This window comes from Mucilaginibacter terrenus, from assembly GCF_003432065.1.
Lineage (GTDB): Bacteria > Bacteroidota > Bacteroidia > Sphingobacteriales > Sphingobacteriaceae > Mucilaginibacter > Mucilaginibacter terrenus.
Map to the genome: position 1 here is coordinate 1,401,222 of NZ_QWDE01000001.1, position 24,271 is coordinate 1,425,492.

The window sequence follows — 24,271 nt, forward strand, 5'->3', positions numbered from 1 at the left end:
GGGCATTGCACCAAACGGGTTTCTGTAACCTAACGCCGGTTGGCCAGTTCATCCAACTTAACGTGGGCCCAGTTATCATTCTCGGAGATGCAGAACTTACATAAACCTCATGAGCGTCCTGGTAAATTCATTAATAAAGTTGGCCCGGTCACTAACCAGGACTGTACGTACGTCAACTACAATTAATGCTAATATTTTTAGCAAATATCTAGGCTTTTTAAAGTATTTTATTCAAATTTGTTCCAATGAAAAGTAAGTTGATCGAGGAGAAGCCCGAAACAGCGAAAACCAGTGCAAATAGATGGGTGCGCATATTTCCTGACCAGGGTGACGGCTATCCACTTTATGATGCTTTACAGGAATGCAATATCGGACGCATTTTGTTCGACGCTGACGGTAACTGGATCTATGATGGTACTGCGCTGAATATTGAGGAGCAGGAAGAGATAGCGGGAGCTATCAGCGGCAACCAAAAAGAAATGGACGATTTGATCAAAAGTATCTTATGAAAAAGCATATTGATCTGGAACTAAATGCTGTTGAAAAACAACAATTGCGGGACCAAAAGATAAGCTTGAAGGCATTGCGTGGCTATGTGCCGGATGAGATCGCCGCGACGTTGAACGCATCGCCGGAGCGGACCAGGGAACTGATGGCATTAGCTGAATTTCAAAGCATCCCGTCGCTTGGGATCGGTTTTGCCAGGGAACTGATCGCTCAGGGATATTATGCACTGGAGCAATTGAAAGGGAAAAGTGCAGTTGAATTATTTGACGCTTATGAAAAGCATTGCGGTTGCTGGGCGGATCCTTGTGTGGAAGATTCCTACCGCCTGCTGGTTCATTATATTGAGCACCGGGACGAAAGTAAGCGCTGGTGGGATTTTACAAAGGAGCGAAAGGCTTACCGGGCAGAGTTCGGTTTTCCGGCAGATCGTCCGGTGATCGCCTGGTACGAAACAAATAAATACCCAAATGCAAAAGCATTTATGAAAGGATAAAAGATGGAGCAATTGGCATTGTTTGCAGAAACCGGTCAAAGCAGAGGCCTGCCCAAACATTTACTGGATTACCGTTCCGAATTTGTTGATACTAAAGAAAGCGACAGGCTTCTGGCACACTTTATTGCTCATACGCCGTGGAAGCAAACCACGCAAAAACTTTGGGATAAGGAATACCTGACGCCGCGAATGACGTGCTGGTATGGTGAAACAGATAAGATCGCCGGCACCTTACCTTGGACACCAGAACTGCAGGCGACGCGCGAAATGGTAGAGTCATTGGCCGGAATCTGGTTCAACAGTGTGTTACTTAACTACTACCGCGACGGCAGCGATTCCGTCGCCTGGCACAGTGACAAAGAAAGCATCATGGGCAGCCAGCCGATCATCGCGTCTGTGAGTTTCGGTGCGGTCCGCAGTTTCGATATCCGCAATAAAGCAAACCATCAAGAAAAATACTCCGTGCGTTTGGAACACGGCTCCTTTCTAATCATGAAGTCGGGCCTGCAGGAACATGGGAGCACCGCATTGCTAAATCCAACAAAATCATGAAACCCCGTGTCAATTTGACCTTCAGGCTGGTCATTTGAATGGCGTAGAATTAACGTTTTGTTTAAAGACTATTAATATTTTTGCCCATGATGACCGTATACGAATTTAATGATCTTGATCAGCAGGAAAAAGCCGAAGCTGTCTGGCGTGGTACTTTCCTGGCTGAGCGCATAGCGGGTGGGCTGCATGTTCAGCTTTATTCACTGCCCGGCTGCTATGTAGAGGTATTCTATGACCAGGCGGCTAATCAGATTACCCGTTTCGAAGCATTTACCAATAAACAATTACTCGCGCCATACCTTGCACAGACTAACTTTCCGATATGATAAAAAAGAGCTTTTTTGCTGCGCTTGCTTTAGGCGGCGCATTTTGTTTGATCTCCTGGGGTTTTAAAGGGCACCGTGCCATAGCGACCATTGCGCAAAAGCACCTGACGAGCAATACCGCTTACGTGGTGTCCGCTTACCTGAAGGGAGAAGCGATGGCGGACGTGTCGACCTGGGCTGACGAAAATCGTGATCTTAAAACAGCGCCCTGGCATTACCTGAATTTGCCTTTGGGTTTAAAACATGATGCTTTCGTTCAGGTGGTTTCGCAAAGCAACAACAACGTCTACTCTGCCATTCTCAAAATGGAAGCTATTTTGAAAGATAAAAACACAACTGCAGATGCTAAGAACGAAGCTGTAAAATATTTGGTGCACCTGGTCGGCGATGCGCACCAGCCGATGCATGTCAGCCGTAAAGAAGACAAAGGTGGTAATACTATCCAATTACGATTTGATAACAAAGGCACGAACCTGCACAGCCTTTGGGACGGCAGGCTGATCGATCACGAAGGTTTAAGTGAAGCGGACATCGTCAAAACTTATGATGTGGCCACACCAGCACAAATTAAACAATGGCAGTTGGACAGCCCGATGGAATGGCTTTGGGAAAGTTACCAGATTAGCAGTGAATTGTATGCACAGGCTAAACCCGGTCAAAACATAGACGACGCTTATTACCAGCGATATATTCAGGTTACCCATAAGCGTGTCGACCAGGCAGGTATCCGGCTGGCCGGTGAACTGAATAAATTATTTAATGCCGCTACAGCCCCTGCGGCTAGCAGCGACTTGTCCACGACATTAGCAGATAATGCGACAAAAGGCATCGTGATCGGGAATGTTGAATTGAAGGACATCGGCAGTTTCGTCGGTAAAACGGTCAGCGTTAGCGGTAAAGTTTATAGTTCGAGAGATATCGGTAGTATGGTATTGGTGAACCTGGGTGCTGCCTATCCGAATCAATTGTTAACGGTGGCTTTGAAAGGGAAAGCGAAAGAACTTGGGTCGCAGCTGTCAGATAAGGTAATTACCGTAACGGGTGAAGTGATCGATTATAAAGGCAAGCCTGAGATTATTATAACGGACCCTGCACAAATCAAGATGTAATGAACGAGCCGTTTTTGATTCCGGTGAATTACGGAGATCAGCAACAGGAGTACAAGGCGCGCTTTGAGCGCTGGGGCTATACGCACCGGATCTCCGTGCTCATTGATGATACGACGGTGGTATTTGAGCCGGATGAGGAAGGTGGTTACCGGGCTTTGCGCATAGATGATATAGCAACGGTACCAACCGGACTATTGCAGGCGCTGGCGGAAAAGCTCGCTAAGCTAATCGAATAAATGGAACACTAAACGACTTTAAAGCATCGTTAAACTGCGAACAGCCCGGTGCCGGGTTATCCGCTTTAAATAGCAATTGTTGACGTCAAGATACCACCATCAAAAAGCATATAATGGACGGGTTAGTGCTATTATGACATGTCTCATTGCACTCTTCTCTCGTCTTAAAACGTCTCAGAGGCTAAACATTTATCTTGTCAGTAAGTTATAATCAAGCTTGAATCAAAAAAGCCCTAAAGGGCTTTTCTTATCTTCACAAGACGTAATTAATTGATAAAAGTAGTTTTCGTTAGAATATTATTCAATAGGTCATTTGCTTGCTTGGCTTGCCCCCTTTTGAACTGTAAAGACCAGCTTACAGACTTACTGTATTCGGTGTTTAAACCAAGGCAATTGTAGTAACCGACATCTTTGCTAAAGTGCTTTGTCACGACGTACTTAATGCCTCGGCTCGAAAAAGTTGTCGAATTGTAATATGGAGATTTTCTAAAAAGATCATCCATGCTTTGTTTAAATGATGATGTTATATCTGCGTTCCCATCCTCAAGATTATTTTTCGGAGTTACCATAATTAATATATCTCCGTAAGAAAAAGTGTAGGGAGCCAATGTTGCTTGAGCTATTCTAATTGCAGATGAGTTGTTTCCAAATATAGTTTTTGCAAAACTATCGATTTCTTGTCTATTCAACTGTTTCGCTTCAGATGGCAAACCGAACTTAAGTATGCCGTTTAAATCTACCTGCGAGAATGCGTTAACGTAAAGAACTAGTGATAATAGTAATAGTGTTATTTTTTCATGTGTTTTAACAATTAGCCTATTGACAATTTAGTGGTGTAATTAGCATTCCGGTATTTTTAACGGGATAGTAAGAGCCGCCGTTTAAGTTACGATCTTCTCGATAAACATTTATTGAAGCTCCCAATAGTTGACTTAAAGCATAAATGCTAGCTGAGCCATTTGCAGTAGCGTACTGCTGTAAATAGATGCCAGCAAAATCGCGGTATTCATCATCAAAACCGCCGGGATCGTCACTGAATCTTTCATACGCTGCTTGTAACTTACCCCAGTCTTTTACAGTGACAACGTAGTTGCCCTGAGATGTTACAACTGTGATTGATGCGCTATCTCTGTAATACTTTATAGCGGTCGCTCCTGTACTGACAAGGTCAGGTTGGGACAAGTTTTCTATTAATAGAAACACATCGTCCGGAGAAGGGCCTGAATTTCCAGGATGCGCGTGATTCCATCCGCCGAACTTCGTCAGCTGTGCAGCCCCATTCCCACCTGCCTTCAAGCAAGAACAACATGGCATTATTTCTTAACTTTACTTTGATGGAAATTGAAAACCCAACGATTACTACTTATTCGCCTGCCGCCATTTTGAACCTGTTCAATAATTCTATTTCCATCAATCAGACGAAAAGAATTGTACAGCTCAAAGGAATTTACATACAAGGCAAGGGCAATCAATACAGCGGTTATTTTTACGATACCTTTCGGGACGAATCGTCGGATGCGGCAATAACCATTTTAGTACCGCCATTGATCCGGAATGAATTACAACCCAACAAAACAGTGACCGTAAATGGTTTTGTCACCAGGCGCGTGATCAATAGTTCGGGCAGCATTCAGATACAGCTTACGGTAACTGATCTGGTCGAGCAAACGCAGAATAAGTATAACGAGGACGATCTTAAAAAATTAGAATTAATGCAGCGTAAAGCTGTTTCCGGTTACCGCGATGTTTATAGCTGGCTCAAAGAGAAGATCATCCGGGAAGAACCATTTAAAATCGGGATCATTATCGGTAAAACGGGCATTATTGATAACGATATCAAACACCAGCTAAGGGAGTCTATCGGCTTTTACGACCTTTCATTTCACCGCATTAACTTAAGTTCCGAAGAAGAGATTATTACAACCTTTGACCGCCTGAATAATGAAAATTACGGGGTCATTGCGGTATCCCGCGGTGGTGGTGATAACTTAGATATCTTTAGCCGTTACCCGATTGCTGAAAAGGCCGTAGCCTTACAGGCGATATTCATCACAGCCATTGGCCATAAAGACGATGTTACCTTGCTTCAAAGAATTGCCGACAAATCCTTTATTACCCCTTCAGAATTAGGTCAGTTTTTAAATGATGTGTATAATCATACGATTGAAGACCTGGAAAACTCAAAGGCCAAACTGATTGAATCGGTGAAATTATAGCTGACAGCAAGTTACCAGAAGCAGATCGACAACCTGAATGAAAAGCTGAAAGCCAATGAAGAACTGCGTTTGAAGACGGCACGCGACATGGAGCAGGTTTACAAAGAAAAAATGGAATTGCTTAACGGTCAGTTAACGGGTGAACAAAAATTACAGACGGAACGCGTAAGTATCCTAAACGAGCAGCTCAGCACTTACAAAAAACAAATTGCTGAGTTAAATGCTAAAAGCTCCGTTAACTGGACAGTGGTCATTATTGCGATAATCATAGGTGTTATTATAGGCTACCTGCTCAAAGGTCATTGATCTGGCTGTCCCTGCGGCCAGGCTTTACACTCTATCTTTTCTTGGAAAAGGATGCCGTTGCAATCCTGGACAGTCGCCTTCCTGAAGGTTTTAATACGAACAGCTCCGCTGCTGCATTTTTGCTGCGCTGCAAAAGCATTCGCTTTCACTTCAATTGCCACCACCTCCGATTAAGCGCATTTTTCAGGACTTCACTTGTTTACCCGCTCCGCCGGGAAAGCTGCGCTCGCCTTCTTGCTGCACTTAATTTCCTGCGACAACATCAGATTGCTTCCAGTTGCTATTTTCCAAAGAAAACGGACAAAAGCGGCGTCAAGATCGGTCAGCCCGTTCGTACGAACGCATAATGTCCTCCGCTCTGCTACGCCCACCCTTCGGGACTTATAGTTCTCCCGCCCGGGCTTTGCGACCGCCTTTTTGACTTTCTTTTTTACCGTTTTTTCTTTTGAAAAATAGCTTTTCAGGGAAAGTCTTCGGGAGAAAAGGGAAACGAAAAAACAAATTTTTTAACCCTTTAAAATTTTTTAAGATGAAAACAGCAGAAAAAAATGCGAACGGTGTGCAAGGCGCAGCAGCAAAAAACGATCAAACAGTTAACCGCATTGAAAACCGCCCAAGCCTGACAGGAAAGGAAGCCAAACAAAATGAAACCATTAAAGATCAAACACCTGCCCAAATTCCGCAAGTTGAGAAAAACAACCCTGCCGGAGATAAGACCGGTAGCCCCGCTACAGTGGATAATCAACCCGCTGACCCTGCTAAAGCAGCAGCCTCCGCAGAAGTAGCGCAAGATCCCACCACGACAGAAGTTAAAGAAGAACCGAAAGCAACAGAGGCAAAAGCCACAGAGGTGAAGTTTGAACCGCAAAAATTTGCTTTGAATTTAGAGCAAACCCTAAAATCAGTAAACGACCTGCACCGCTTGTCCATTCAGCGTTTGGCGCTTATTGCACGTATCAAGACCTTGGAAGATTTTGAAGTACAGTTGCAGGAAGACAACGACGAACTGGAAAGTAACCCTTACCAAGGGTGCAAATTGATCATTCAGGATGATAAGCGCCGTGAATTTGTCACCAATACACCTAATCTTATACGCATGGTTTCACAATTCATTTTTGATGCCTGCCATGAAAAATTAGCAGATATTGAAGCGAACATCGTTTTTCCCAATGCTTAAACAAATGATGCTCCCATTCCGAAGCTATTGGGATGGTGAGCATTTTTTATGGTTTCACGAAAAATAGCAATTCCTATGTACGAGCAATTTATAGAACTGACCAATCAAATATTTTGGGAGGGTTACGCCGAAACATTAGCGAAAGAAAATCCCGCAAGGTTTCAATTGGAACTAAGCGATTTTATGAACACCTATCATTTTTAAAGCAATGGAGGACACGATCTTTTTACTGGTCAAAGTGAGAATCAAAACCAGTTACCAAAATATACACGATGCTATTGCCGAACTGCAGACCGAAACGGATTACACGATAGGCAGCACGCAAAATGTACAGGTTATTGAAACGCAGATAATTGACTTAAAAACTAAAAATTAAACATCATGGCACATCTAATAAATTTCAATCAGAAAACAGGCAAAAACAGCTTTATGAGTGTAAAAGAAAAAGCCTGGCACGGGTTAGGGCAAATTATAGACCGCTACCCAACAAGTAGCGAAGCAATACAGCACGCGGGTTTAGATTACATTGTTGAAAAACGCCCTTTGTTTACTTATGATACCGCCAACCATTTAGGCGAGGGTAGCGCTGATATAATTATCCCTGAAATTGAAGTGCCTAATTTCTTCGCAACAGTTCGGGCAGATACTGAACAGGTTTTAGGGGTAGTTGGTAACGATTACGAAGTAGTGCAAAACCGTGATGCATTTTCGTTCTTTGACGCGATCGTCGGAGGGGGCGATTGTATTTTATACGAGACCGCAGGCGCATTAGGAAACGGCGAAAGGGTGTTTATTACTGCCAAGCTGCCCGATTATATCCGTGTTGGTGTCAAGGACTGGATAGAGCAATACCTTTTTTTAACCACTTCACACGATGGTTTAGGTAGTATAACCGCAGCATTTACTCCAATTAGGATTGTATGTAACAACACGCTTAACGCAGCCATGCGTAACCATTCAGGAGCAATTAAGATACGGCATACCGCATCTGCTGCCGAGCGATTGAAGCAAGCGCATACGCTCATGGGCATCAGCCGTGATTTGAGCCATGAAATGGAAGGCTTGTTTAACCAGTGGGCAAAAGTCCGCATTACTGACAGTGAAATAAAAAAGCTGATACAGATCGCTATGGCACCTAATAAAGAGGTTTTAGAACATTTAGCGGAAGGCAAGTTTGATCAGCTTTCTACGCATTACACGAACATTGTAGATAGCGTGTATGAATACGCTTTAGCCAGTCCAACGCAACAATTAGATACAACCGCAGGAACGGTATTTGGTGCCTATAATGCTGTGACTGGTTACTTTCAAAATGTACGCAGCTTCAAAAACGACGAAGCGAAATTTAAGTCTATTATGGACGGCACAGCTAAACAAAAGGCGCAGGTTGCCTTTAGCTTATGCCGTAATTTTGCAACTCATGGCGGTGAGGCTTTAATTTACAACTAACAAGCACAAAGGGGAGCGATCCCCCTTGTTTTGAAAAAATGCCGGACGGCGGGCTATCGCCCGCCCGTTTGAGGACGCCCCCTGTTTTCGTATCGTTAATGACCTTTGGTAAAAACAGGGGGCGCTGTAAGATTGCTACAATTAAATTGCAACAATTATATTTAATTTAATGTCAATTCGAGAAAACGCTTTTTCGCAGAAGATGTTAAAATACCTTTATCCAATAAACTTGGGTGATGGATAAAGTAATTATTGCTTTCGTTTATTACATAGTCAGGAACGATTTCTTTATTTGAGAAATCATTAATGTTCAATATAGAGCCATTAAAATGGATTGTAAAAAATCTCTTCGCGGTCAAGCCGTTGCTTAATAGAAGATCAATAAAAACTTTTCCGTAGAATTTTTTTTGCCTCAAATCATTGTTGAGGTTTTCCAACAATAAATCAATTCTTATACTATTATTTACAATAGCTAAAATTGAATCATTAGGTAAATCTATGAAATTATAGTGCTTCATACTGCCTTTATATAATAACTATTAGATGCTTCAATTATTTCAAATATCTCAGCCAAAATATCTTGTGCATCTTCTTGGTCATCAATAATACGTGTAGAATCTATTGTCCCATCAACATGAAATAACCCGTGTCTGTTCTTCTTATAATATTTATATGCCTCCTGAATTGCAACTATTTGGTTGGCATTAAATAAATGATGGTGATCAGCAGATAATGTAGCAGTGTCTGTTGCATCATCATAACTTACGTAACCACCAAAATTGTCACCAATAACGATGCCACAATCTTTAAACATCTTTTTAATGAATCCCTCTAAACCTCTAAGTGCAGGATATACGATATATGAATAATCCGCTAACGTAGCTTGAATCTTTTTCAGTACTATAGCAGGACTAATAATCGCAGTTAATGTATCACCTAAAAAAAGATGTGCAGTTGGCAAAGCGATTTTTAATTCTTCCAGTACGTCATCTACTGAAGCAGGTACCTGAATTGTTGCCAATTGCATTGCAATCACATCCTTAAATGGCAATATTTCGGTTAATACTTCAATCATTGCCCATTTGAGATACAAATTTTCCCCTTGGATATATAAACTACCAGAATTGTACCTGTTTAAATAAATATCGCCTCCGCCTGGTGCTGTGAGTTTGTATTGAACGCCATTAGGTAAATTTACTGGCGCCGAAACATTAACTTTCAAATCAGTAAAAAATTCGAGTATTACATCGAAATGATCCTGCGTGATTTGTTTAGTATATAATGTACGGGAAGCTGGATGTTCATAGGTACAGGTGGAAATCACATGCTGAGCAATTTTATCTGCGAGATCAACATTTTTCGTTGAAACTGGATTTAAAGTAACCTTTCCATTAACCGTATAGTAAATGTCTAATTGAGCTTTAGGCTCACCGTCCAATTCGATATGGTATTGGTGAAATACAGGAGACTTTTCGGTAATTGTTATAACGGCATCGGGATTATACTCCTGTATTGTATTATTAATTTTTGCTTTGTTTAGCTGTAAACCTTTATAAGACATGCCATTTAAAAAGATTGCGAAAATAAGAGTATATATTTTAATCCTATTAATTTAATTATACTGTTGCCTTAAGTCATATATCTAAAAAGAAAAGGAAAAGAAGAAGCCGGTAAAAATGCTATAAAGTTAATATATAACGGAATACGTGTTGCTAAAAAATACTGAACTCATAGTCATTATTTAGGTTTTTTTAAAGTTCTGACTTCATTGTAAGAATCAGCAGGTCTGTTTTTAAAAAAAAGTAACAGCTTTGCATTGGCTATAATCGTATATTTGATTAGTCAAGAAAGTGGGCACCTAACTAAGCACCTGAAGATTGACTTTCTTTGTAAATAGCTGATAATAAGCACATTTTAGAAACAGGTTCGAGCCCAGGTGGGCGCACAAAGTAGACAGGTTCTACACTTCGAACCCCCTTAAATCGCTAATTTAAGGGGGTTTCTCGTTAATTATCCCTTTACCAATCCTTTATAAAGCCAATGTTCTCGTTACCTACCCGACTACCTGTTTTTTGTTTTTAACTTAGGGAACACAAACCGATTCAATGAATTGAATACAGTCTATTATAGCGTTGAAAGTTGATTTTATGAACCAATTTTTGTGGTGTTTGTGTTACCTGTTGTGTTACGTAAAAACGGGATGAAGTAATAAACATTTAAAACTTAAAAATTAGATCTTGTGCAAACATCACAGTCGTTTGATGTGCATTTCACCATCAAAAAAGAAAGGATAAGGACAGTGTGATGAACGGTTACGCTGCTTTTACGGTCAACAAAGAACGCTTTCGTTTCGCTTTGAAACATTATGTAAAAATCGAGCATTTGGATGTGGGTCGCGGCCATTCTAGGATTAAAGTTCAGGAAGTTAAAGAGACCAATGATTACTTGGAGCAGGTCAAATTTACGATCACCACTTACTACCAGCAATTGCAGATCGCCAGGGAAAGGTAACACCGCAACTACTCACGGCCATGTTTCTCGGGGAAGAGACCGAACAAACTCATTCGCTCAGCAAGTTAATGGACTATCATTACGAGACCGCCTCTGCAGCCCTAACCTGGAGTATTCGAAAACCGCAAAACGATCGACATCAGGATCAATGATGTCGACTATAAGTTCGTTGTTGACTTTGATACCTATCTCCGGAACCATAAGCAAAAAGATCACCAACAGCTAATGAATGCGCGAACAATTAACTTCGTGTTCCAGCTGACCATCCTCCCTGCTTTAATTAAAATAATTAAACCCGGAAGTGAGGCTTGTAATTTCATCTTTGCCGAAATTGTAACGGCAAGGGTGAGTGGCGGTTATACTTGAGGAATCAGCACCGATAGTATAATTGCCATGCACTTATCGGTCGTTTTAAAGGGCAGCTTCATGTCTTAGCTGTAGTCTTTGTACTTTAAGCTACCGTGCACATAGTGCATATCCAGAAATTAAGAATAAAATGCTTTTGTTTTCTTCCGGTGTTCGGCAAAGTGCTCAAAAACCAAAGGCAGCTTCGGTAACTTGTGTAATTCAGTTGTTTACGACGGGAAACTGTTGAAAGCAATATGGCCGTGAGCTTTTCAACTTCACAAAAGTAATAATGATAGGCAATTGTTTTGTTGGATTATATGATTGCAGGTTCTTAATCATTTAACACTGTGTGAATTTTGGTGTTAAATGACTTTTAAACCCTAATACAATAAGATCCGCCATCATCACCACAAAGCTACTCCCAACCACTAAGGCACGGAATGCTAAAAGCATAGGCAGGATATTTCTACAGGTCTGATTCTTTATAATCCTATATTGGTACGTGTCCGCCATTTAAACAATTCAAACCATATAACCGAGATAAAGCCAATCATGAAGCTTATTGTTAGCTGACTGATATTTAAATGTTTAAAGCCAAAGAATTGTACTAACGACTTAAAATAGATTAGCGAAGCTGATATAAGCAGGGTAACCCCAATAATGATTAATACCAAATTATTTTTGTACCGGATAGTGGTAAGCAATGAATAATAAAAGGAACGGTTAACCAGGGTCAGCAGAATATTCGCCGTGATCAAGCAAACAAATACCATTGTCCGTGTCAGCGGCTCGTCAGCGCCCTGACTTACCGCATATTGGTAAGTGGCCAGCGTACCCCCGGTGATCACCAAACCCTGTATGATGCTTAGCGCTAGCTCCTTCCAGTTGAAGAAAGTGGTACTGAAGGGACGCGGCTTTTGCAGCATCGTGTTTTTTTCCATCGGCTCGTTCTCATAAATGATCGAGCAGGTGGGTCCCATAATTAGTTCCAGGAAAATAATGTGCACGGGTGAAAAAATGTTAGGATAGACCCAGCCTAAGGCCAGGGGTATAAACACCGTCAGAATGATCGGAATATGGATGGAGATGATGTATTGAATGGCTTTTTTCAAATTGGCATAAATTCGCCGGCCCATAGCAATGGCAGCTACCATTTTCGAAAGATCATCTTCCAGCAAAATCAGGGATGCCGCCTGTTTCGCGATCTCCGTACCCTTTTTGCCCATTGCAATACCTATGTGGGCAGCCTTCAGCGCGGGACCGTCATTAACCCCGTCACCGGTCATAGCCACAATTTCATTTTTTGCTTTCAGTGCATTAATGATCTTAAGTTTGGCTTCCGGGAACATCCGGGTAAATATATTTGTGGTTTCCACCCGGTCGCTAAGCGCTTTTTCGGGAAGGCGCATCAGTTCGTCGCCGCTCATGCGTTGATCAGCGCCCTGGAAATCAATCTGCCGGGCTATGGCCCCAGTGGTTTCCGCATTGTCTCCTGTAATAATCTTAACTGCAATACCGGCACTGTAAAACTCCTTTAATACAGCACTGATGTTCTTTTTAGGCGGATCATAAAAGGCCACAAGCCCTTTAAAAGTAAAATTAAATTCCTGCTGCCTGGCGGGGTAATTATTTCCGGTAAAACGAGTTTCCCCTACGGCCAGTACCCGATACCCGTCAACGGCCATGGCCTCAATCGCCGATGCGATCCGTTTCTTCTCATCACTGCTTAAAAGACTGACGCTGATTAATGCTTCCGGTGCGCCTTTAGCAGCAATGATCCGGTGCCCCGCTGCATTCTCAAACAGATGGGTCATCATGGGCGGCTTGCCACCCAAAGGATATTCGTGGATCATCCGGTAATCAGGTCGCTCATCTTTGCGCGCAAAGCCGGCATAGGCCGCGTGCAAAGCAACCTCCATCGGATCGAAGGGTAACGGTTCACTGGCCCACATGGCCAGACTTAACAACTGCTGTTCTGCCTTGGAAAATTGTTTTAATTTAGCTTCCGAGGTGCGGTCCTCCAGCAGGGTATATACTTTGGCCAAGCTCATTTTGTTCTCGGTTAAGGTACCGGTCTTATCCGTGCAGATCACCGAAGCGCTGCCCAGGGTCTCCACCGTTTTCATTTGTTTAACCACGATACCCATTTTCATCATTCGCCAGGCGCCCAGTGCCATAAAAGTAGTGAACGCAACGGGGATCTCCTCCGGTAAGATGCTCATCGCCAGCGTGAGCGCTTTAATTAGGCTGTCTAAGATATTCGTGGTATGCGAGTAGTTGATCGCCCATACCGCCAAAAACACGATCAATCCGGCGATCACCATTTTCTTTACAAAATTGTTGATTTGCCGTTCCAGAGGCGTTTTTTCTTCTTCAATATTCTCCAGACTCTCGCCAATCTGACCCAGGCGGGTTTGGTTACCGATGGCCGTTATCGTTGCAACGGCCAAGCCGCTGGCCACGGTCGTTCCGTGAAAAATGAAAGGATCGGGCGAAGAACTGTCTTTATTAACAGCCAAAGATTCGCCGGTAAGGATACTCTCATTTACCGAAAAATCATTGGAGTGCACGATCCGTCCATCGGCCATAACCGACATACCTTCTTCAACAATCAGGGCGTCGCCAACCACCAGAGAGGTGCTGTCGATCTCCAAAACCTCGCCATTCCGGATAACCTTGCACTTGGGTTGGGAAAAATCCTTCAGCTTCTCGAGCGCGTTCCGGCTTCGGGAATCCTGATATAAAGAGATGCCTGCCACCAGCACAATTGCAAAAGCCAAGAAGATACCGTCACCGGTATTTCCACTAATAAAGTAGATGCCGGAGGTAATTAGCAGTAAGATCACCATCGGTTCTTTTGCTAATCCTTTCAAAGCATTAACAAATCCGTTTTCATTTTTAAACGACAGGCTGTTTGCCCCATATTTCAGCCTGGCAGCGATGACCTCACTATCACTAAGGCCCCGCAGATTAAAACGCTCAGCCTGCATCGGTTTGTGATGAAGGGATGGCCATGAGTGGAAGGTGCTGGTTATCCAGTGCCGCAGCTGTTGTAGACTCATCAAATAATCCCGAAAAAAAACCATCCCGGTGATGAACCAGCGCCAGCAGGCCTGAAACGTTTTCTTTGCGTAAATTGTTTAGGAGTGCGATAATCTGCCGCAATTGAACAGCTAATTGGCTAAGTTTCGCGGTGCTTTCATTCTTTCGAAGGACAAACTCTTCGACTATATAAGGGTCGCCGGCATAATTCAGGAGTATTGGGTGATCATAGTAGGTGTTGTAAAGCAAAATATCCGCCTTCAACTGAGGGGAAACTTTCGCGACGGTTTTTGCCGCGTGGTCCGCACTTTTTGAAAAGTCGGTGAGCATCAGGATCTTTTTCATAACGGCTTTTTCCAATTCCTAAAATTGGCGCTTTACCGACTAAAAACAAATGACAAAGATCATTAATGCGTTTGATGACAATTACTTAAACAGTATGATTAAATAGTGACCTTCAATAAAAAAAATCATGTACGAGACACACATCCACCTGCTGATCACCCACCTGCCGATCATCGGCGCTGCGCTGGGTGCCCTTGTTTTGATCCATGGGATATGGAAAAAAAGCGATACGACTTTGATTGCTGCATACAACCTGCTGATCATCTCTGCTATAGGCGCCGGTATAGCTTATGCAACCGGCGAAGGTGCCGAAGAAACGGTCGAACACTTGCAGGGCATATCGAAAAATGTGATCGAAGAACATGCAGAATCTGCGATAATATCTCTGGCATTATTGATTGCTACAGGAGGGATTGCAGTGGTTGGACTTTTTGTCATTTGGAAAAGCTCTTTCTTAATTAGGCCAGTTGCATTGATCGTATTATTTATTGCCCTTGTAGGATTTGGATTTATTGTCAGGACCGGTTATTTAGGCGGACAGATCAGGCATACCGAAATTGAAACGAATTCGGCATCCCCGGTGAAGGATAAAGATGGCAAGGATAATGACTAAATTAACCATGTCGATCAAGCCGGTACATAAACCCAGTTATTATGTGGTTAATGCAATCACCCTTTACCGCTTATTGGCGGCTCCGCTACTTTTAATACTCTTGTTCAGCGGCCATCTTGCCGTTTTTAAATGGTTGCTGATGGTCAGTTTCCTGACCGATGCGATCGACGGCTACCTCGCCCGCAAATACCAAGTGACCAGTATCTTCGGATCGATCCTGGATTCTGTTTCTGACGACCTGACCATCGCGGTAGCGATATTGGGTATAATGCTGGTGAACCCGGAATTTCTGCGAAAAGAACTTACGCTGGTTATGGTACAGGTCCTGCTTTTTATTACCCAAATTTGTTTTGCATTAATCCGTTATCATAAGATCAGTAGTTTTCACACTTACCTGGCCAAATTTGTTACCATATCCCAAGGCATATTCCTGGTCCTTTTCTATTGGTTACCTGAGCCGGTTTATATGCTGTTCTATGCGGTATCTACCCTGACCATTCTTGACTTATTGGAGGAGACGGTACTAGTTCTGGTGATCCCCCAATGGGAAACGGATGTAAAAGGCCTATATTGGGTCATTAAAAACGGGTCTTCCAAAAAGCCTAGGCAACCATGAAAAAAGAAATGCCAGTCACCGTAAAGCGAGCCCTCGAACTGCTTGGCCTCTTCGTTCTGGGAGCGATCATTGTTGCGGGGAACACGATCATTATGCCTTTGTTAATGGCTTTCTTTTTCAGCCTGGTGCTTTTGCCGGTATTCCGTTTTTTCAGGAAGATCAAAGTGCCTGAAGGGATTGCGGTCTTTTTACCGATCTTATTATTGACCATTGTCGTGGCCCTGCTGATCTGGCTGTTTTCCAGCCAGGTCGGCGCCCTGCTGGATGATTTTCCGAAAATCCAGCATACCGTGGCGAAACACCTGGATGACCTGAGCATCTGGATCAGTCGGTCATTTAGCTATTCTCCGGTAGAGCAGCTGAAATTTATCAATACGCAAAGTAAGAAACTTTTCAGTTCACTGGGTGGCGTGTTGAGCGGCGCCGCGGGATCTTTGTCGGGCATTATCATATTTCTCGGCCTGCTGCCCATTTATATCTACTTTATTATGCTGTACCGCAACCTTTTTGTTCGGTTCACGCTGATGTGGTTCTCTAAAGACCAGCACCCGCAAGTCGAAGCGGTCATCCGGCAGACCGAAGTGATGGTCAAAAGCTACCTGGTTGGTTTGCTGATACAGATTACCTATATCATCATCCTTTTGGGTGGCGGCTTATGGCTCCTCGGTATGCCGAATGCCTTATTAATCGGAATCATCTTTGCTTTTCTGAACCTCATTCCTTACCTGGGCGCCCTGATCGGGAATGTCCTGGGCGTGCTGCTAACGCTGGCGTCCTCAGAAAGCCTGGCGGATGTCCTGATCGTGCTTGCCACTATCACAGTTGTGCAGTTCCTGGACAATAATATTTTGATGCCGCGTATTGTGGGTTCACAGGTCAGGATCAACCCCCTAGTTTCAATCGTCGGGATTATCTTTGGCGGCGTCATGGCGGGCTTATCAGGCATGTTCCTGGCGATGCCGGTGCTTTCCATTTCAAAGATCGCGTTCGACCATACTGAAAATTATAAACAATGGGGTGTATTGCTGGGCGACGAGCGGCCTGCTAAAAGTCTGATGAGAGTTTGATGTTAAAAAGATTCAATCCAAATTGCCACAAAAACAATGGAACCTGAAAAAGGCAAAAAGCCAATAAAAAAACGCTTCCTCAAATTCATATCGGTTTTGGGTCCAGGATTGACAACAGGGGCAGCAGATGATGACCCTTCGGGAATTGCAACCTATTCGCAAACAGGGGCCCAATTTGGGTATGGGCAATTATGGACAGCTTTGTATATGTTGCCCTTCATGGCAGCCGTTCAGGAGGCTTGTGCAAGAATAGGCCTGGTGACCGGCAAAGGAATCTGTGCTGTTGTCAAAGAACATTACAGTAAAATCGTGTTGTATGTTGTGGTGAGCCTAGTGGTCGTTGCAAATACCATTAATATCGGAGCGGATATAGGGGCTATGGCATCAGCAGCTCAATTATTAATACCCGCGCCATTTGTTTTGATGGCAGTAGGCTTTAGTTTTATCATTTTACTGTTAGAGATATTTACATCTTACCGGACTTATTCAAAGATTTTAAAATGGCTTGCTGTTACATTGCTTGCTTATCCATTGACGCTGTTTATTGTTCATCAACCATGGGGTACCGTTCTAAAAGCCACTATTATACCGAACTTTGAATACAATTTCGCTTTTTTGTTTATTATTACCGGCGTTTTAGGCACCACCATTTCGCCGTACATGTTCTTTTGGGAAGCCTCCCAAGAGGTTGAAGAAAAGCACGAAGCAGCCCGCATCTTCAAACGCAAGCCCCAGGTTAGTTGGCTTGATATAAAAAAAATGCGAATCGATAATAACTTCGGAATGATATTTTCGGAGTTTGCAACATGGAGTATCATTGTTGTATGCGCTACTGTTCTTCACAAAAGCGGCGTTAAAGATATTAAAACGGCGGCGGATGCGGCTAAGGCACTTGAACCTTTAGTTGATAGTTTCCCCAACGCCGGCTTTTTGGCGAAACTCATCTTTTCAGTTGGCATTATCGGACTCGGCCTTTTAGCCATCCCGGTACTTTCTGGCTCAGCTGCTTATGCTGTATGCGAAGCGTTTAGTTGGAGATCAAGCCTCAACTTAAAAGTAAAGAGAGCCCCGGCTTTTTACGCTGTGATTTGTGCGGCTACTATCATCGGGCTGCTTATTAATTTTATTGGTTTAGATCCCGTCAAAGCGCTGATTTTTGCTGCCGTTTTGAATGGAGTTGCCGCCGTACCTATGCTTTTTATAATTGTAAAAATCGCCGGTAGTGAAAAAATTATGGGACAATATAAAAATGGTGGGCTATCGTTGACTTTATTGTGGATCACCTTTTTTGCAATGGGTGCCGCTGCTATTGCAATGTTTTATACTATAATGAATAGTTAAGTCGGCTTTAACTTCTAAAACTTAAACTTAACGAAGATGATAATCAAGCGGACCACAACTTAAATTCAGGATGATTTATGACCTCGATTTTTGATTGCAAAACTTAAATATGAAATTGAGATTTTATATCACTGTCATCCTAGTGATTACCACCTACAAATAACATCGGCAGCGTGTAAGCTAAGCCGACGACCGCTGTGTGCCTGTTGTTTTGTCGCTGACTTGGTGAAACATATTTTTCTTCACTTCGTCTGTCCTTTCAAATCGATTGTCGAAGCCGGCATAAGCATAAAATCACGGTATACGTTTAATATCGCCCTAACATGGTCTCGCCTTCATAGCCCTTGGTGTCGCTAATGCCCAGGCGCCACTTCTTCGAGAACTTCCATCGGGGTTGGCCAATGTCGCATCACCGTCGCTGTCGTTAGTTTTCGTCCTATTTTGCCGAGGCATAAATTTGGCGGCTATCAGCAGCTACCTTTTTAAACCCGACTACCGGATCAGTACTCCCGGGTTCGGCGATGAATTGTCATAGCTAAAAATACGCTCTATACCGCTCATCATGTGGTACTAGACATGACGGTGAAAAAACTAGTCGCCGCTTTCCGTCGCCCATAACTCGATGGTATCCCGTTCCATCGGCGTAATGCCCAGCATATTCTTTAGCGAGGGATAGTCGCCTTGTCCGTTTAGTACCCGGAAGTAATGGCCGTGCAGGTGGATTGGGTGCCGCATTATGGTGTTGTTATACAAAATGATTCTGCCGTTTTCACCCTGTTTGATATTGGCGTTGATATTATCAAAGTTCATGCGCCCTTGCAGTTGGTGGCTTTGTTTGGGCGAGAGCACATTTTGCTGCAGCTGATAAAAGGACGTGTTACTCACACTGGCTTCAGCTAAACTGATTTCGCAAAAGGATGTGTTGGGTAAGATGGATCACCAAAACGGCCACTAAGCTATTGCGTACCGCGTAAATGATTCATATTCTGTTAAAATAAAGATATAAGTCTAGGCTAGGAGGCGCACACAGTAGGCAATTTCTACACCTAAACACTCCCTAAATCAATTATTTAAGGGGTTTTTCATTAGTTATCCCCTTTCCAACCCTTTGTAGAGCCAAGGTACTCGTTACCTCTTAATACAAATACTCTGCGATTTTACGTCAATTACGCTCTTACTTATCGCGTTCTATTGCTAATATAATAGCTTTTAAATTACTTTTTAGGCAATAATGACTTAATTATCAAGAAAAAAAACAATAATTAACTTGCAAGTAATCAACATTTTATATAGGTTTACTTTTAATCAATTTAACCTAAAATTATGAAAAAACTTGTATTGAAGGGTCTGCTCGCCCAGGCTGAGCAGCTGTCTCGTGACGAACAAAAAAATGTGGTTGGTGGTTATGATCCCGCTCCGCCAACTTATCATTGGGTTTATTGCAGGAATTCGGGCGGCTACAATATTGGTAGCTTCCAATCAGACACCTGCAACAACTCTATCAACTTAGGTGTTTGCCAGTATTACTATCCAGGCTCAACATCAGCTTACACGCAGGGTTGCTAATCTAACACAAGGTTGCATGTACGTGCAACCTTGTATCTTTTGAACATTCACTGAAAATTAAATTGGATTAATTTATGAAAAAACTTGTTTTAAAAGGTTTGCTTGCTCAGGCCGAACAACTCTCGCGCGAAGAACAAAAAAATGTAGTTGGTGGTTATACCACTCCGCCGCCGCCGCCACCAGTGATGCACTGGGTACATTGTCAAAATTCCGGTGGGTACATTATAGGTAGCTTCCAGTCAAGTAGCTGTACTTATTCTGTTAATTATAGCATATGCGTATCCAGTTATCCCGGCACTGTAAAGTGCTATGCCGAGGGGTGCTAACCCGCTTTAAACCAACGCCGGCTTTGTGCAGCGTTGGTTACTTTAAACTTTTTCCTTATCAAAATCTATAGTGAGTTGTACACTATTTCTTTTTGCACAGCAATCCGCAACCGCCTGCACCATCTTAGGCAAACACTGCCAAAAAACCTCGCTGATAACGCAGCATACCCGGCGTTAGAATTCATTATTTTAGATTATAACTCTAACGATGGGCTGGAACAATGGATAACCATAAACATGGCTACCCATTTGGCCGCTGGAAAAGTCAAATACATTCGAGTGGCTGATGTTGAATATTTCGAACGGAGCAAGTCGCGCAACATGGCTTTCAATGCAGCCACCGGCCAACTGGTATGTAACATAGATGCTGACAATTTTGTGGGCAAGGGATTCGCTCATTACATCAATAGGTGCTTTCACTCTGACGCTGACATTTTCTTAACGGCCTTTTCGAATGAGATAGCTAATACTCCTGACTTTTTAGGGCGTATATGCTGTAGAAGAACTGACTTTATGCAGATAGGAGGTTACAACGAAGCAATGAACGGTTATGGTTTTGAAGATTACGAGATTATTAGCCGGCTAAAAAAAGCCGGTTTGAAACAAGAGGTAATTACTGACAAAATATTTTTTAACGCCATTACTCACGACGACGAAGAACGCATACGTGAAGAACAGTTGTTCTCATCTTTAAAGGACATTTATCTGGGCTTGATTTCGCCGTACGAATCTGACCTGTTATTTGTTTTTAAGGACGGCACTTGTGCGTCAGGTAGACTTGTTGACCGCACCACAAAAAACTGGGAATCTCCAGAAAACACATTTCGGCCGTTAAGGCACCGGTATGAATTTGCACTTACAAACGCCGAATGGGTAATTGGCCGTTGGACGCTTGGGGCAGAGATTTTGACAATTGATGAGCCGAATGGACAGAAATTGAAATTTGCAGTCCAAGACGGACACCTTACGTCGTCTGATCGCAGCATGGAGAAGGTAACCGAAAAAAAATTGATTACCGAAATGCTAATGTTTTATACCCAATACACAAATAGGCGCTTTTTAAACAACGATACATCTGTTCCAATAAATGTTGATAATAATGCAGGAAACTACCGTGTGCTAACAACGTCGGTATATTGTCACATAAGTCAATGGCACCAACTCCTACAGGAAATCCTCTTGCCTCTACAGGAAAAAGTCATTAGGCAAAGTCCCGAAGCGTTTTGCGTATTCGGTCTAAGTAATTACCGCGGCAATAATATCTCAGTTACTTGGTTCTTGCCTTTTGGCAATTCAGAAAGCCTGTTTTCCTGGTTAGTTGCAGAAGCTAATGGGTTATTATCGCAGTTCTCATTTGTGACGGTGCCGGTAGTTGCCCGCTACCACAGCACCTTTATGGATTTCCCTGTAGGGCGGGTTGCTTACGGGTTATATCAATTCCCGGGGGTTGTAACTAAAACGCTGGACGTGGAAACTTTAATTAATTTATCAAGGACGGTTACCGGCATCTTAACAAATGTCCTGGCTCAAGATCCAATAGATAGTGATAGCGCATTTACCTTGGCTTTTTATCTTCATGCTTTGTTGAGAAAGGGATTAAATCTTTCCACTGAGGAATTGCGCAATCTTCATGGAAAAAAACCAACGGGTAGTAACACAAACCTGATGGATATTACCCAAGGCAACGAAGCTACTTTTATAGAGATAATGAATGATATGTCATCTGTGGGTTTTATAAACGCTCCGGAAAATGCCTGGATGAAACAATGGATGGTAACCTCTGCCGAAAACCAAACGCGGCTTAATGCCTCACCTGTCGAGTTCTTCGATGATGTAAGTACATTACTATTACATCTATTAGCTTTACCCGTAGAGGTGAAAAAGGTTATTGTTGCTTCAATTTACAACGCCGGCATTGCTAACTAACTATGAAAAAACTCTTGCTGATTACTGATGTTGATTTTTGGAATGGCGGCGCAGGCCACCGCGTACGCATCGGCGCGCTGGTAAGTTATCTGGGTGATAATACCGAACTATATATCGCTTACATCGGTATAGTGTCGCCGATGGAAACGCCGCGAATAGCTGAGCTAAAAGCGACGGTAATTATCCTTGATAACGAAGATATCCTCTCTCCTATGAAGTATGGTGAAAAGCTGGCAGAAAAAACAAAAGATATTCGTTTAGATGCAGTAATCATTGAGTATATCCACCTTAGCTATATGCTAAATTTTGTCAATGAAGATGTAACTATGCTGCTCGACATGCACGACATCGTTAGTGACCGTACCGAAGCCTTTCACAAATTTAATTATGGCGGCATAATCCATGAAATGTCCGCGGAAGACGAATTCGGGATTATGGATGTGTACGATCATGTTATGGTTCTATGCGAACCCGACCGTAAAAAGTTGTATGATATAATTCCTGGAAAAGTAATACTGTGCCCTCATCCGAATTTAGTTCACCGGCGACTTGTACGGCCCAAAGTAAATACAATCACTTACATCGCTAGCGAATATCTGCCAAATGTTGACGCAATAATTCACTTCATGGAAACGGCATGGCCTTTGGTATCTGCAGAAAAAAATATTGAGCTGCATATTTACGGCAATGTTTGTCACCCGCTTATGGGCCGCGAATTACCAGCGCGTGTTTTTCTCAAGGGCTACGCCGCTGACATCAACAAGGTTTATGACAATGCGGACATTATTATTAACCCTGTAAGGTTCGGGGCAGGCATGAAAATAAAAACCCTTGAAGCACTGGCCAGCACCGTGCCATTAGTCACCACTGCGCATGGTGCTCGCGGCCTTGAACAACTTGCAGGTAAAGGTTTAATAATAGTTGATAACACAGAAGATTTTGCTTTTGAAATACAAAGATTAATAAATGACTGCCTCATACGACAGCGCTTAGTTGCTGAAGCTGGCGACTTTATAGAACAAAATTACGGACCGGAAAAATGCTTTGCGCCGTTATCGGATGCAATACAATTATAACTAATGGACAGCGAAGAACATGTGATAAGTGCTTTGTTAAGAAAGTTCAGACCGGAAGTGGATGTGGTGACCGCGTGCCGCCACCTTAAAGCTCATGACGACTACCCAAGTTTATTATCAATAAGTGAGACGTTTAAAGCATACGCCATTGATAATGCAGCATATAACTGGCCTTTCGAGCGTTTGCATGAACTACCGCTGCCGTTTATTACATACGTTACTACGCACAATGGCGAGTACATGATCGTAACCGAAATTAACGACAGGGAAGTGTTTTTAACCAGTCGCAACAGCTATGAAGTTCCTATGCTGCTTGATTCATTTAAATTGATTTTTGAGGGAACTGTTTTGGTTTTGGAGCCGCCAGAACCAGGCACTGCTTTAGCGATCGAGAACACCCAGCCATCATCGTTAATTGAGGTAGACGATTTACCTTTTCAAGTAACCTACGTTGACATTGGTGCAAGCTACGGGTTACCGCCAAAATGGGAGCGTTTTGCGCAGCACCCTAATTTCATGCTGTTGCTAATAGAGCCTGATGCCGGACAAGCGGCTGATATTAGACTGCAGTACCCAAATGCAATGGTCTTGGAAACGGGTTTAAGCAACCTGAACGAGGAACGCGACATTAATATTACAGCGTCTCAGTCATGCTCATCAGTATTGGAACCTAATATGGATGTCCTCAGGCGCTTTAATCTCGAAAAGTGGTTTACGGTGATCGGCTCTACCAAGGCGAACCTTAGACGCTTTGAACAAGTTGCGGCGGAAACGGGGTTGCATGTACCAGATTTTATAAAAATAGATGTACAAGGATTTGAATATGAAGTATTAGAAGGATTTGGCAAATTGCTGGATCAGGTCCTTTGTATAGAACTAGAAACTCATTTATTACAAATATACAAAGAACAAAAACTGTTCTTTGATATCCACAAGATGCTATATCACCATGGCTTTTTCTTGCGACACCTGGAGCAAACTGGCAGTTTCCTGAGCGAAGCTGTAGAGTTTAATGCTTACTTCGTCAGAAACATGCACGGTTTACACGTTAACGCTCAAGCAAAAATTACTTTTTGGGAAGCAGTTAATAATCTGCCACCTGCAAAAACTCCTCGTGCATGAT

29 protein-coding genes are annotated in these 24,271 nt (G+C 42.9%); 22 read left to right on the forward strand and 7 right to left on the reverse strand.

Annotated elements, in window-relative coordinates; all coding sequences use genetic code 11:
* Positions 1–245 precede the first annotated feature (245 nt).
* The 6 genes from DYU05_RS06200 to DYU05_RS06225 all read left to right on the forward strand — a co-directional run bounded on the left by DYU05_RS06200 (position 246) and on the right by DYU05_RS06225 (position 3,223).
* A complete protein-coding gene (locus DYU05_RS06200) occupies positions 246–509 on the forward strand; it encodes a hypothetical protein (protein WP_117382091.1) in 264 nt (87 codons plus the stop codon).
* Positions 506–1,000 (forward strand): helix-hairpin-helix domain-containing protein, encoded by a 495-nt coding sequence (locus DYU05_RS06205; protein ID WP_117382092.1) that lies wholly within the window; start codon positions 506–508, stop codon positions 998–1,000. The genes DYU05_RS06200 and DYU05_RS06205 overlap by 4 nt, the downstream gene beginning before the upstream one ends.
* 3 nt (positions 1,001–1,003) lie before the next feature.
* Positions 1,004–1,552 carry an alpha-ketoglutarate-dependent dioxygenase AlkB family protein gene (locus DYU05_RS06210; protein ID WP_235853963.1) on the forward strand — a complete coding sequence of 183 codons (549 nt, stop codon included), beginning with the start codon at positions 1,004–1,006 and terminating at the stop codon, positions 1,550–1,552.
* A gap of 86 nt (positions 1,553–1,638) precedes the next feature.
* Positions 1,639–1,878 carry a hypothetical protein gene (locus DYU05_RS06215; protein ID WP_133300176.1) on the forward strand — a complete coding sequence of 80 codons (240 nt, stop codon included), beginning with the start codon at positions 1,639–1,641 and terminating at the stop codon, positions 1,876–1,878.
* The gene (locus DYU05_RS06220) at positions 1,875–2,987 is read left to right on the forward strand and encodes a S1/P1 nuclease (protein WP_117382094.1); all 1,113 of its coding nucleotides are present in this window, start codon (positions 1,875–1,877) and stop codon (positions 2,985–2,987) included. The genes DYU05_RS06215 and DYU05_RS06220 overlap by 4 nt, the downstream gene beginning before the upstream one ends.
* A 23-nt stretch (positions 2,988–3,010) precedes the next feature.
* Positions 3,011–3,223, forward strand: a complete 213-nt coding sequence (locus tag DYU05_RS06225; protein ID WP_133300177.1) for a hypothetical protein — start codon at positions 3,011–3,013, stop codon at positions 3,221–3,223.
* Between the two features lie 266 nt (positions 3,224–3,489).
* On the opposite strand, the gene DYU05_RS06230 is transcribed toward DYU05_RS06225, so the two are convergent.
* Together DYU05_RS06230 and DYU05_RS06235 are read right to left on the reverse strand one after the other, a co-directional pair.
* Positions 3,490–3,912 (reverse strand): hypothetical protein, encoded by a 423-nt coding sequence (locus tag DYU05_RS06230; RefSeq protein WP_117382096.1) that lies wholly within the window; start codon positions 3,910–3,912, stop codon positions 3,490–3,492.
* Between the two features lie 127 nt (positions 3,913–4,039).
* Entirely contained in the window at positions 4,040–4,519 is a 480-nt protein-coding gene (locus DYU05_RS06235) for a hypothetical protein (RefSeq protein ID WP_117382097.1), read from the reverse strand.
* Between the two features lie 11 nt (positions 4,520–4,530).
* On the opposite strand from DYU05_RS06235, the gene DYU05_RS06240 reads away from it, so the two are divergent.
* From DYU05_RS06240 to DYU05_RS06255, 6 genes are all read left to right on the forward strand, one after another.
* Positions 4,531–5,439: an exodeoxyribonuclease VII large subunit gene (locus DYU05_RS06240; protein ID WP_117382098.1), complete on the forward strand. Its 909-nt coding sequence runs from the start codon at positions 4,531–4,533 to the stop codon at positions 5,437–5,439.
* A 69-nt stretch (positions 5,440–5,508) separates the two neighbouring features.
* Positions 5,509–5,745 carry a hypothetical protein gene (locus DYU05_RS06245; RefSeq protein ID WP_133300178.1) on the forward strand — a complete coding sequence of 79 codons (237 nt, stop codon included), beginning with the start codon at positions 5,509–5,511 and terminating at the stop codon, positions 5,743–5,745.
* A 529-nt stretch (positions 5,746–6,274) separates the two neighbouring features.
* Positions 6,275–6,922, forward strand: coding sequence for a hypothetical protein (locus tag DYU05_RS06250; protein ID WP_117382100.1), 648 nt, complete (start codon positions 6,275–6,277; stop codon positions 6,920–6,922).
* 75 nt (positions 6,923–6,997) lie between these two features.
* Complete coding sequence (locus DYU05_RS21410; protein ID WP_262511249.1) at positions 6,998–7,126, forward strand: hypothetical protein; 129 nt, start codon at positions 6,998–7,000, stop codon at positions 7,124–7,126.
* A gap of 4 nt (positions 7,127–7,130) precedes the next feature.
* A complete protein-coding gene (locus DYU05_RS21050; RefSeq protein WP_165852007.1) occupies positions 7,131–7,298 on the forward strand; it encodes a hypothetical protein in 168 nt (55 codons plus the stop codon).
* A 5-nt stretch (positions 7,299–7,303) separates the two neighbouring features.
* Positions 7,304–8,371 carry a DUF932 domain-containing protein gene (locus DYU05_RS06255; RefSeq protein WP_117382101.1) on the forward strand — a complete coding sequence of 356 codons (1,068 nt, stop codon included), beginning with the start codon at positions 7,304–7,306 and terminating at the stop codon, positions 8,369–8,371.
* A gap of 161 nt (positions 8,372–8,532) precedes the next feature.
* On the opposite strand, the gene DYU05_RS06260 is transcribed toward DYU05_RS06255, so the two are convergent.
* Positions 8,533–8,889, reverse strand: coding sequence for a type II toxin-antitoxin system RnlB family antitoxin (locus DYU05_RS06260; protein ID WP_117382102.1), 357 nt, complete (start codon positions 8,887–8,889; stop codon positions 8,533–8,535).
* Entirely contained in the window at positions 8,886–9,932 is a 1,047-nt protein-coding gene (locus DYU05_RS06265; protein WP_117382103.1) for an RNase LS family HEPN domain-containing protein, read from the reverse strand. The genes DYU05_RS06260 and DYU05_RS06265 overlap by 4 nt, the downstream gene beginning before the upstream one ends.
* Before the next feature lie 743 nt (positions 9,933–10,675).
* On the opposite strand from DYU05_RS06265, the gene DYU05_RS06270 reads away from it, so the two are divergent.
* Entirely contained in the window at positions 10,676–10,882 is a 207-nt protein-coding gene (locus DYU05_RS06270) for an Arm DNA-binding domain-containing protein (protein WP_117382104.1), read from the forward strand.
* 830 nt (positions 10,883–11,712) lie between these two features.
* Here the strand turns inward: DYU05_RS06270 and DYU05_RS06275 are convergent.
* The gene (locus DYU05_RS06275; protein WP_117382105.1) at positions 11,713–14,220 is read right to left on the reverse strand and encodes a cation-translocating P-type ATPase; all 2,508 of its coding nucleotides are present in this window, start codon (positions 14,218–14,220) and stop codon (positions 11,713–11,715) included.
* On the reverse strand, positions 14,210–14,617 hold the full coding sequence (locus DYU05_RS06280; protein ID WP_133300179.1) for a hypothetical protein: 408 nt from the start codon (positions 14,615–14,617) through the stop codon (positions 14,210–14,212). Before DYU05_RS06280 ends, DYU05_RS06275 begins: the two co-directional genes overlap by 11 nt.
* Before the next feature lie 127 nt (positions 14,618–14,744).
* Here DYU05_RS06280 and DYU05_RS06285 point away from each other — a divergent pair, with 127 nt between their 5' ends.
* From DYU05_RS06285 to DYU05_RS06300, 4 genes are read left to right on the forward strand one after another with little or no spacing between them, the layout of a single operon-like run.
* Positions 14,745–15,230 (forward strand): hypothetical protein, encoded by a 486-nt coding sequence (locus DYU05_RS06285; protein ID WP_117382107.1) that lies wholly within the window; start codon positions 14,745–14,747, stop codon positions 15,228–15,230.
* Between the two features lie 7 nt (positions 15,231–15,237).
* The gene (locus tag DYU05_RS06290; protein ID WP_117382971.1) at positions 15,238–15,846 is read left to right on the forward strand and encodes a CDP-alcohol phosphatidyltransferase family protein; all 609 of its coding nucleotides are present in this window, start codon (positions 15,238–15,240) and stop codon (positions 15,844–15,846) included.
* Complete coding sequence (locus DYU05_RS06295; protein WP_117382108.1) at positions 15,843–16,913, forward strand: AI-2E family transporter; 1,071 nt, start codon at positions 15,843–15,845, stop codon at positions 16,911–16,913. Before DYU05_RS06290 ends, DYU05_RS06295 begins: the two co-directional genes overlap by 4 nt.
* Before the next feature lie 36 nt (positions 16,914–16,949).
* Positions 16,950–18,254, forward strand: a complete 1,305-nt coding sequence (locus tag DYU05_RS06300; RefSeq protein WP_117382109.1) for an NRAMP family divalent metal transporter — start codon at positions 16,950–16,952, stop codon at positions 18,252–18,254.
* A gap of 591 nt (positions 18,255–18,845) precedes the next feature.
* On the opposite strand, the gene DYU05_RS06305 is transcribed toward DYU05_RS06300, so the two are convergent.
* Positions 18,846–19,139, reverse strand: coding sequence for a multicopper oxidase domain-containing protein (locus DYU05_RS06305; RefSeq protein ID WP_165852008.1), 294 nt, complete (start codon positions 19,137–19,139; stop codon positions 18,846–18,848).
* Positions 19,140–19,577: 438 nt separating this feature from the next.
* Between DYU05_RS06305 and DYU05_RS06310 the strand changes: the two genes are divergently transcribed.
* The 5 genes from DYU05_RS06310 to DYU05_RS06330 all read left to right on the forward strand — a co-directional run bounded on the left by DYU05_RS06310 (position 19,578) and on the right by DYU05_RS06330 (position 24,270).
* The gene (locus DYU05_RS06310; RefSeq protein WP_117382111.1) at positions 19,578–19,820 is read left to right on the forward strand and encodes a hypothetical protein; all 243 of its coding nucleotides are present in this window, start codon (positions 19,578–19,580) and stop codon (positions 19,818–19,820) included.
* 74 nt (positions 19,821–19,894) lie between these two features.
* Positions 19,895–20,146 (forward strand): hypothetical protein, encoded by a 252-nt coding sequence (locus DYU05_RS06315; RefSeq protein WP_117382112.1) that lies wholly within the window; start codon positions 19,895–19,897, stop codon positions 20,144–20,146.
* Positions 20,147–20,221: 75 nt separating this feature from the next.
* Positions 20,222–22,072: a glycosyltransferase gene (locus tag DYU05_RS06320; protein WP_165852009.1), complete on the forward strand. Its 1,851-nt coding sequence runs from the start codon at positions 20,222–20,224 to the stop codon at positions 22,070–22,072.
* A 2-nt stretch (positions 22,073–22,074) separates the two neighbouring features.
* The gene (locus DYU05_RS06325) at positions 22,075–23,148 is read left to right on the forward strand and encodes a glycosyltransferase (protein WP_117382114.1); all 1,074 of its coding nucleotides are present in this window, start codon (positions 22,075–22,077) and stop codon (positions 23,146–23,148) included.
* Positions 23,149–23,151: 3 nt separating this feature from the next.
* Positions 23,152–24,270, forward strand: coding sequence for an FkbM family methyltransferase (locus tag DYU05_RS06330; RefSeq protein WP_117382115.1), 1,119 nt, complete (start codon positions 23,152–23,154; stop codon positions 24,268–24,270).
* Position 24,271: the final 1 nt, after the last annotated feature.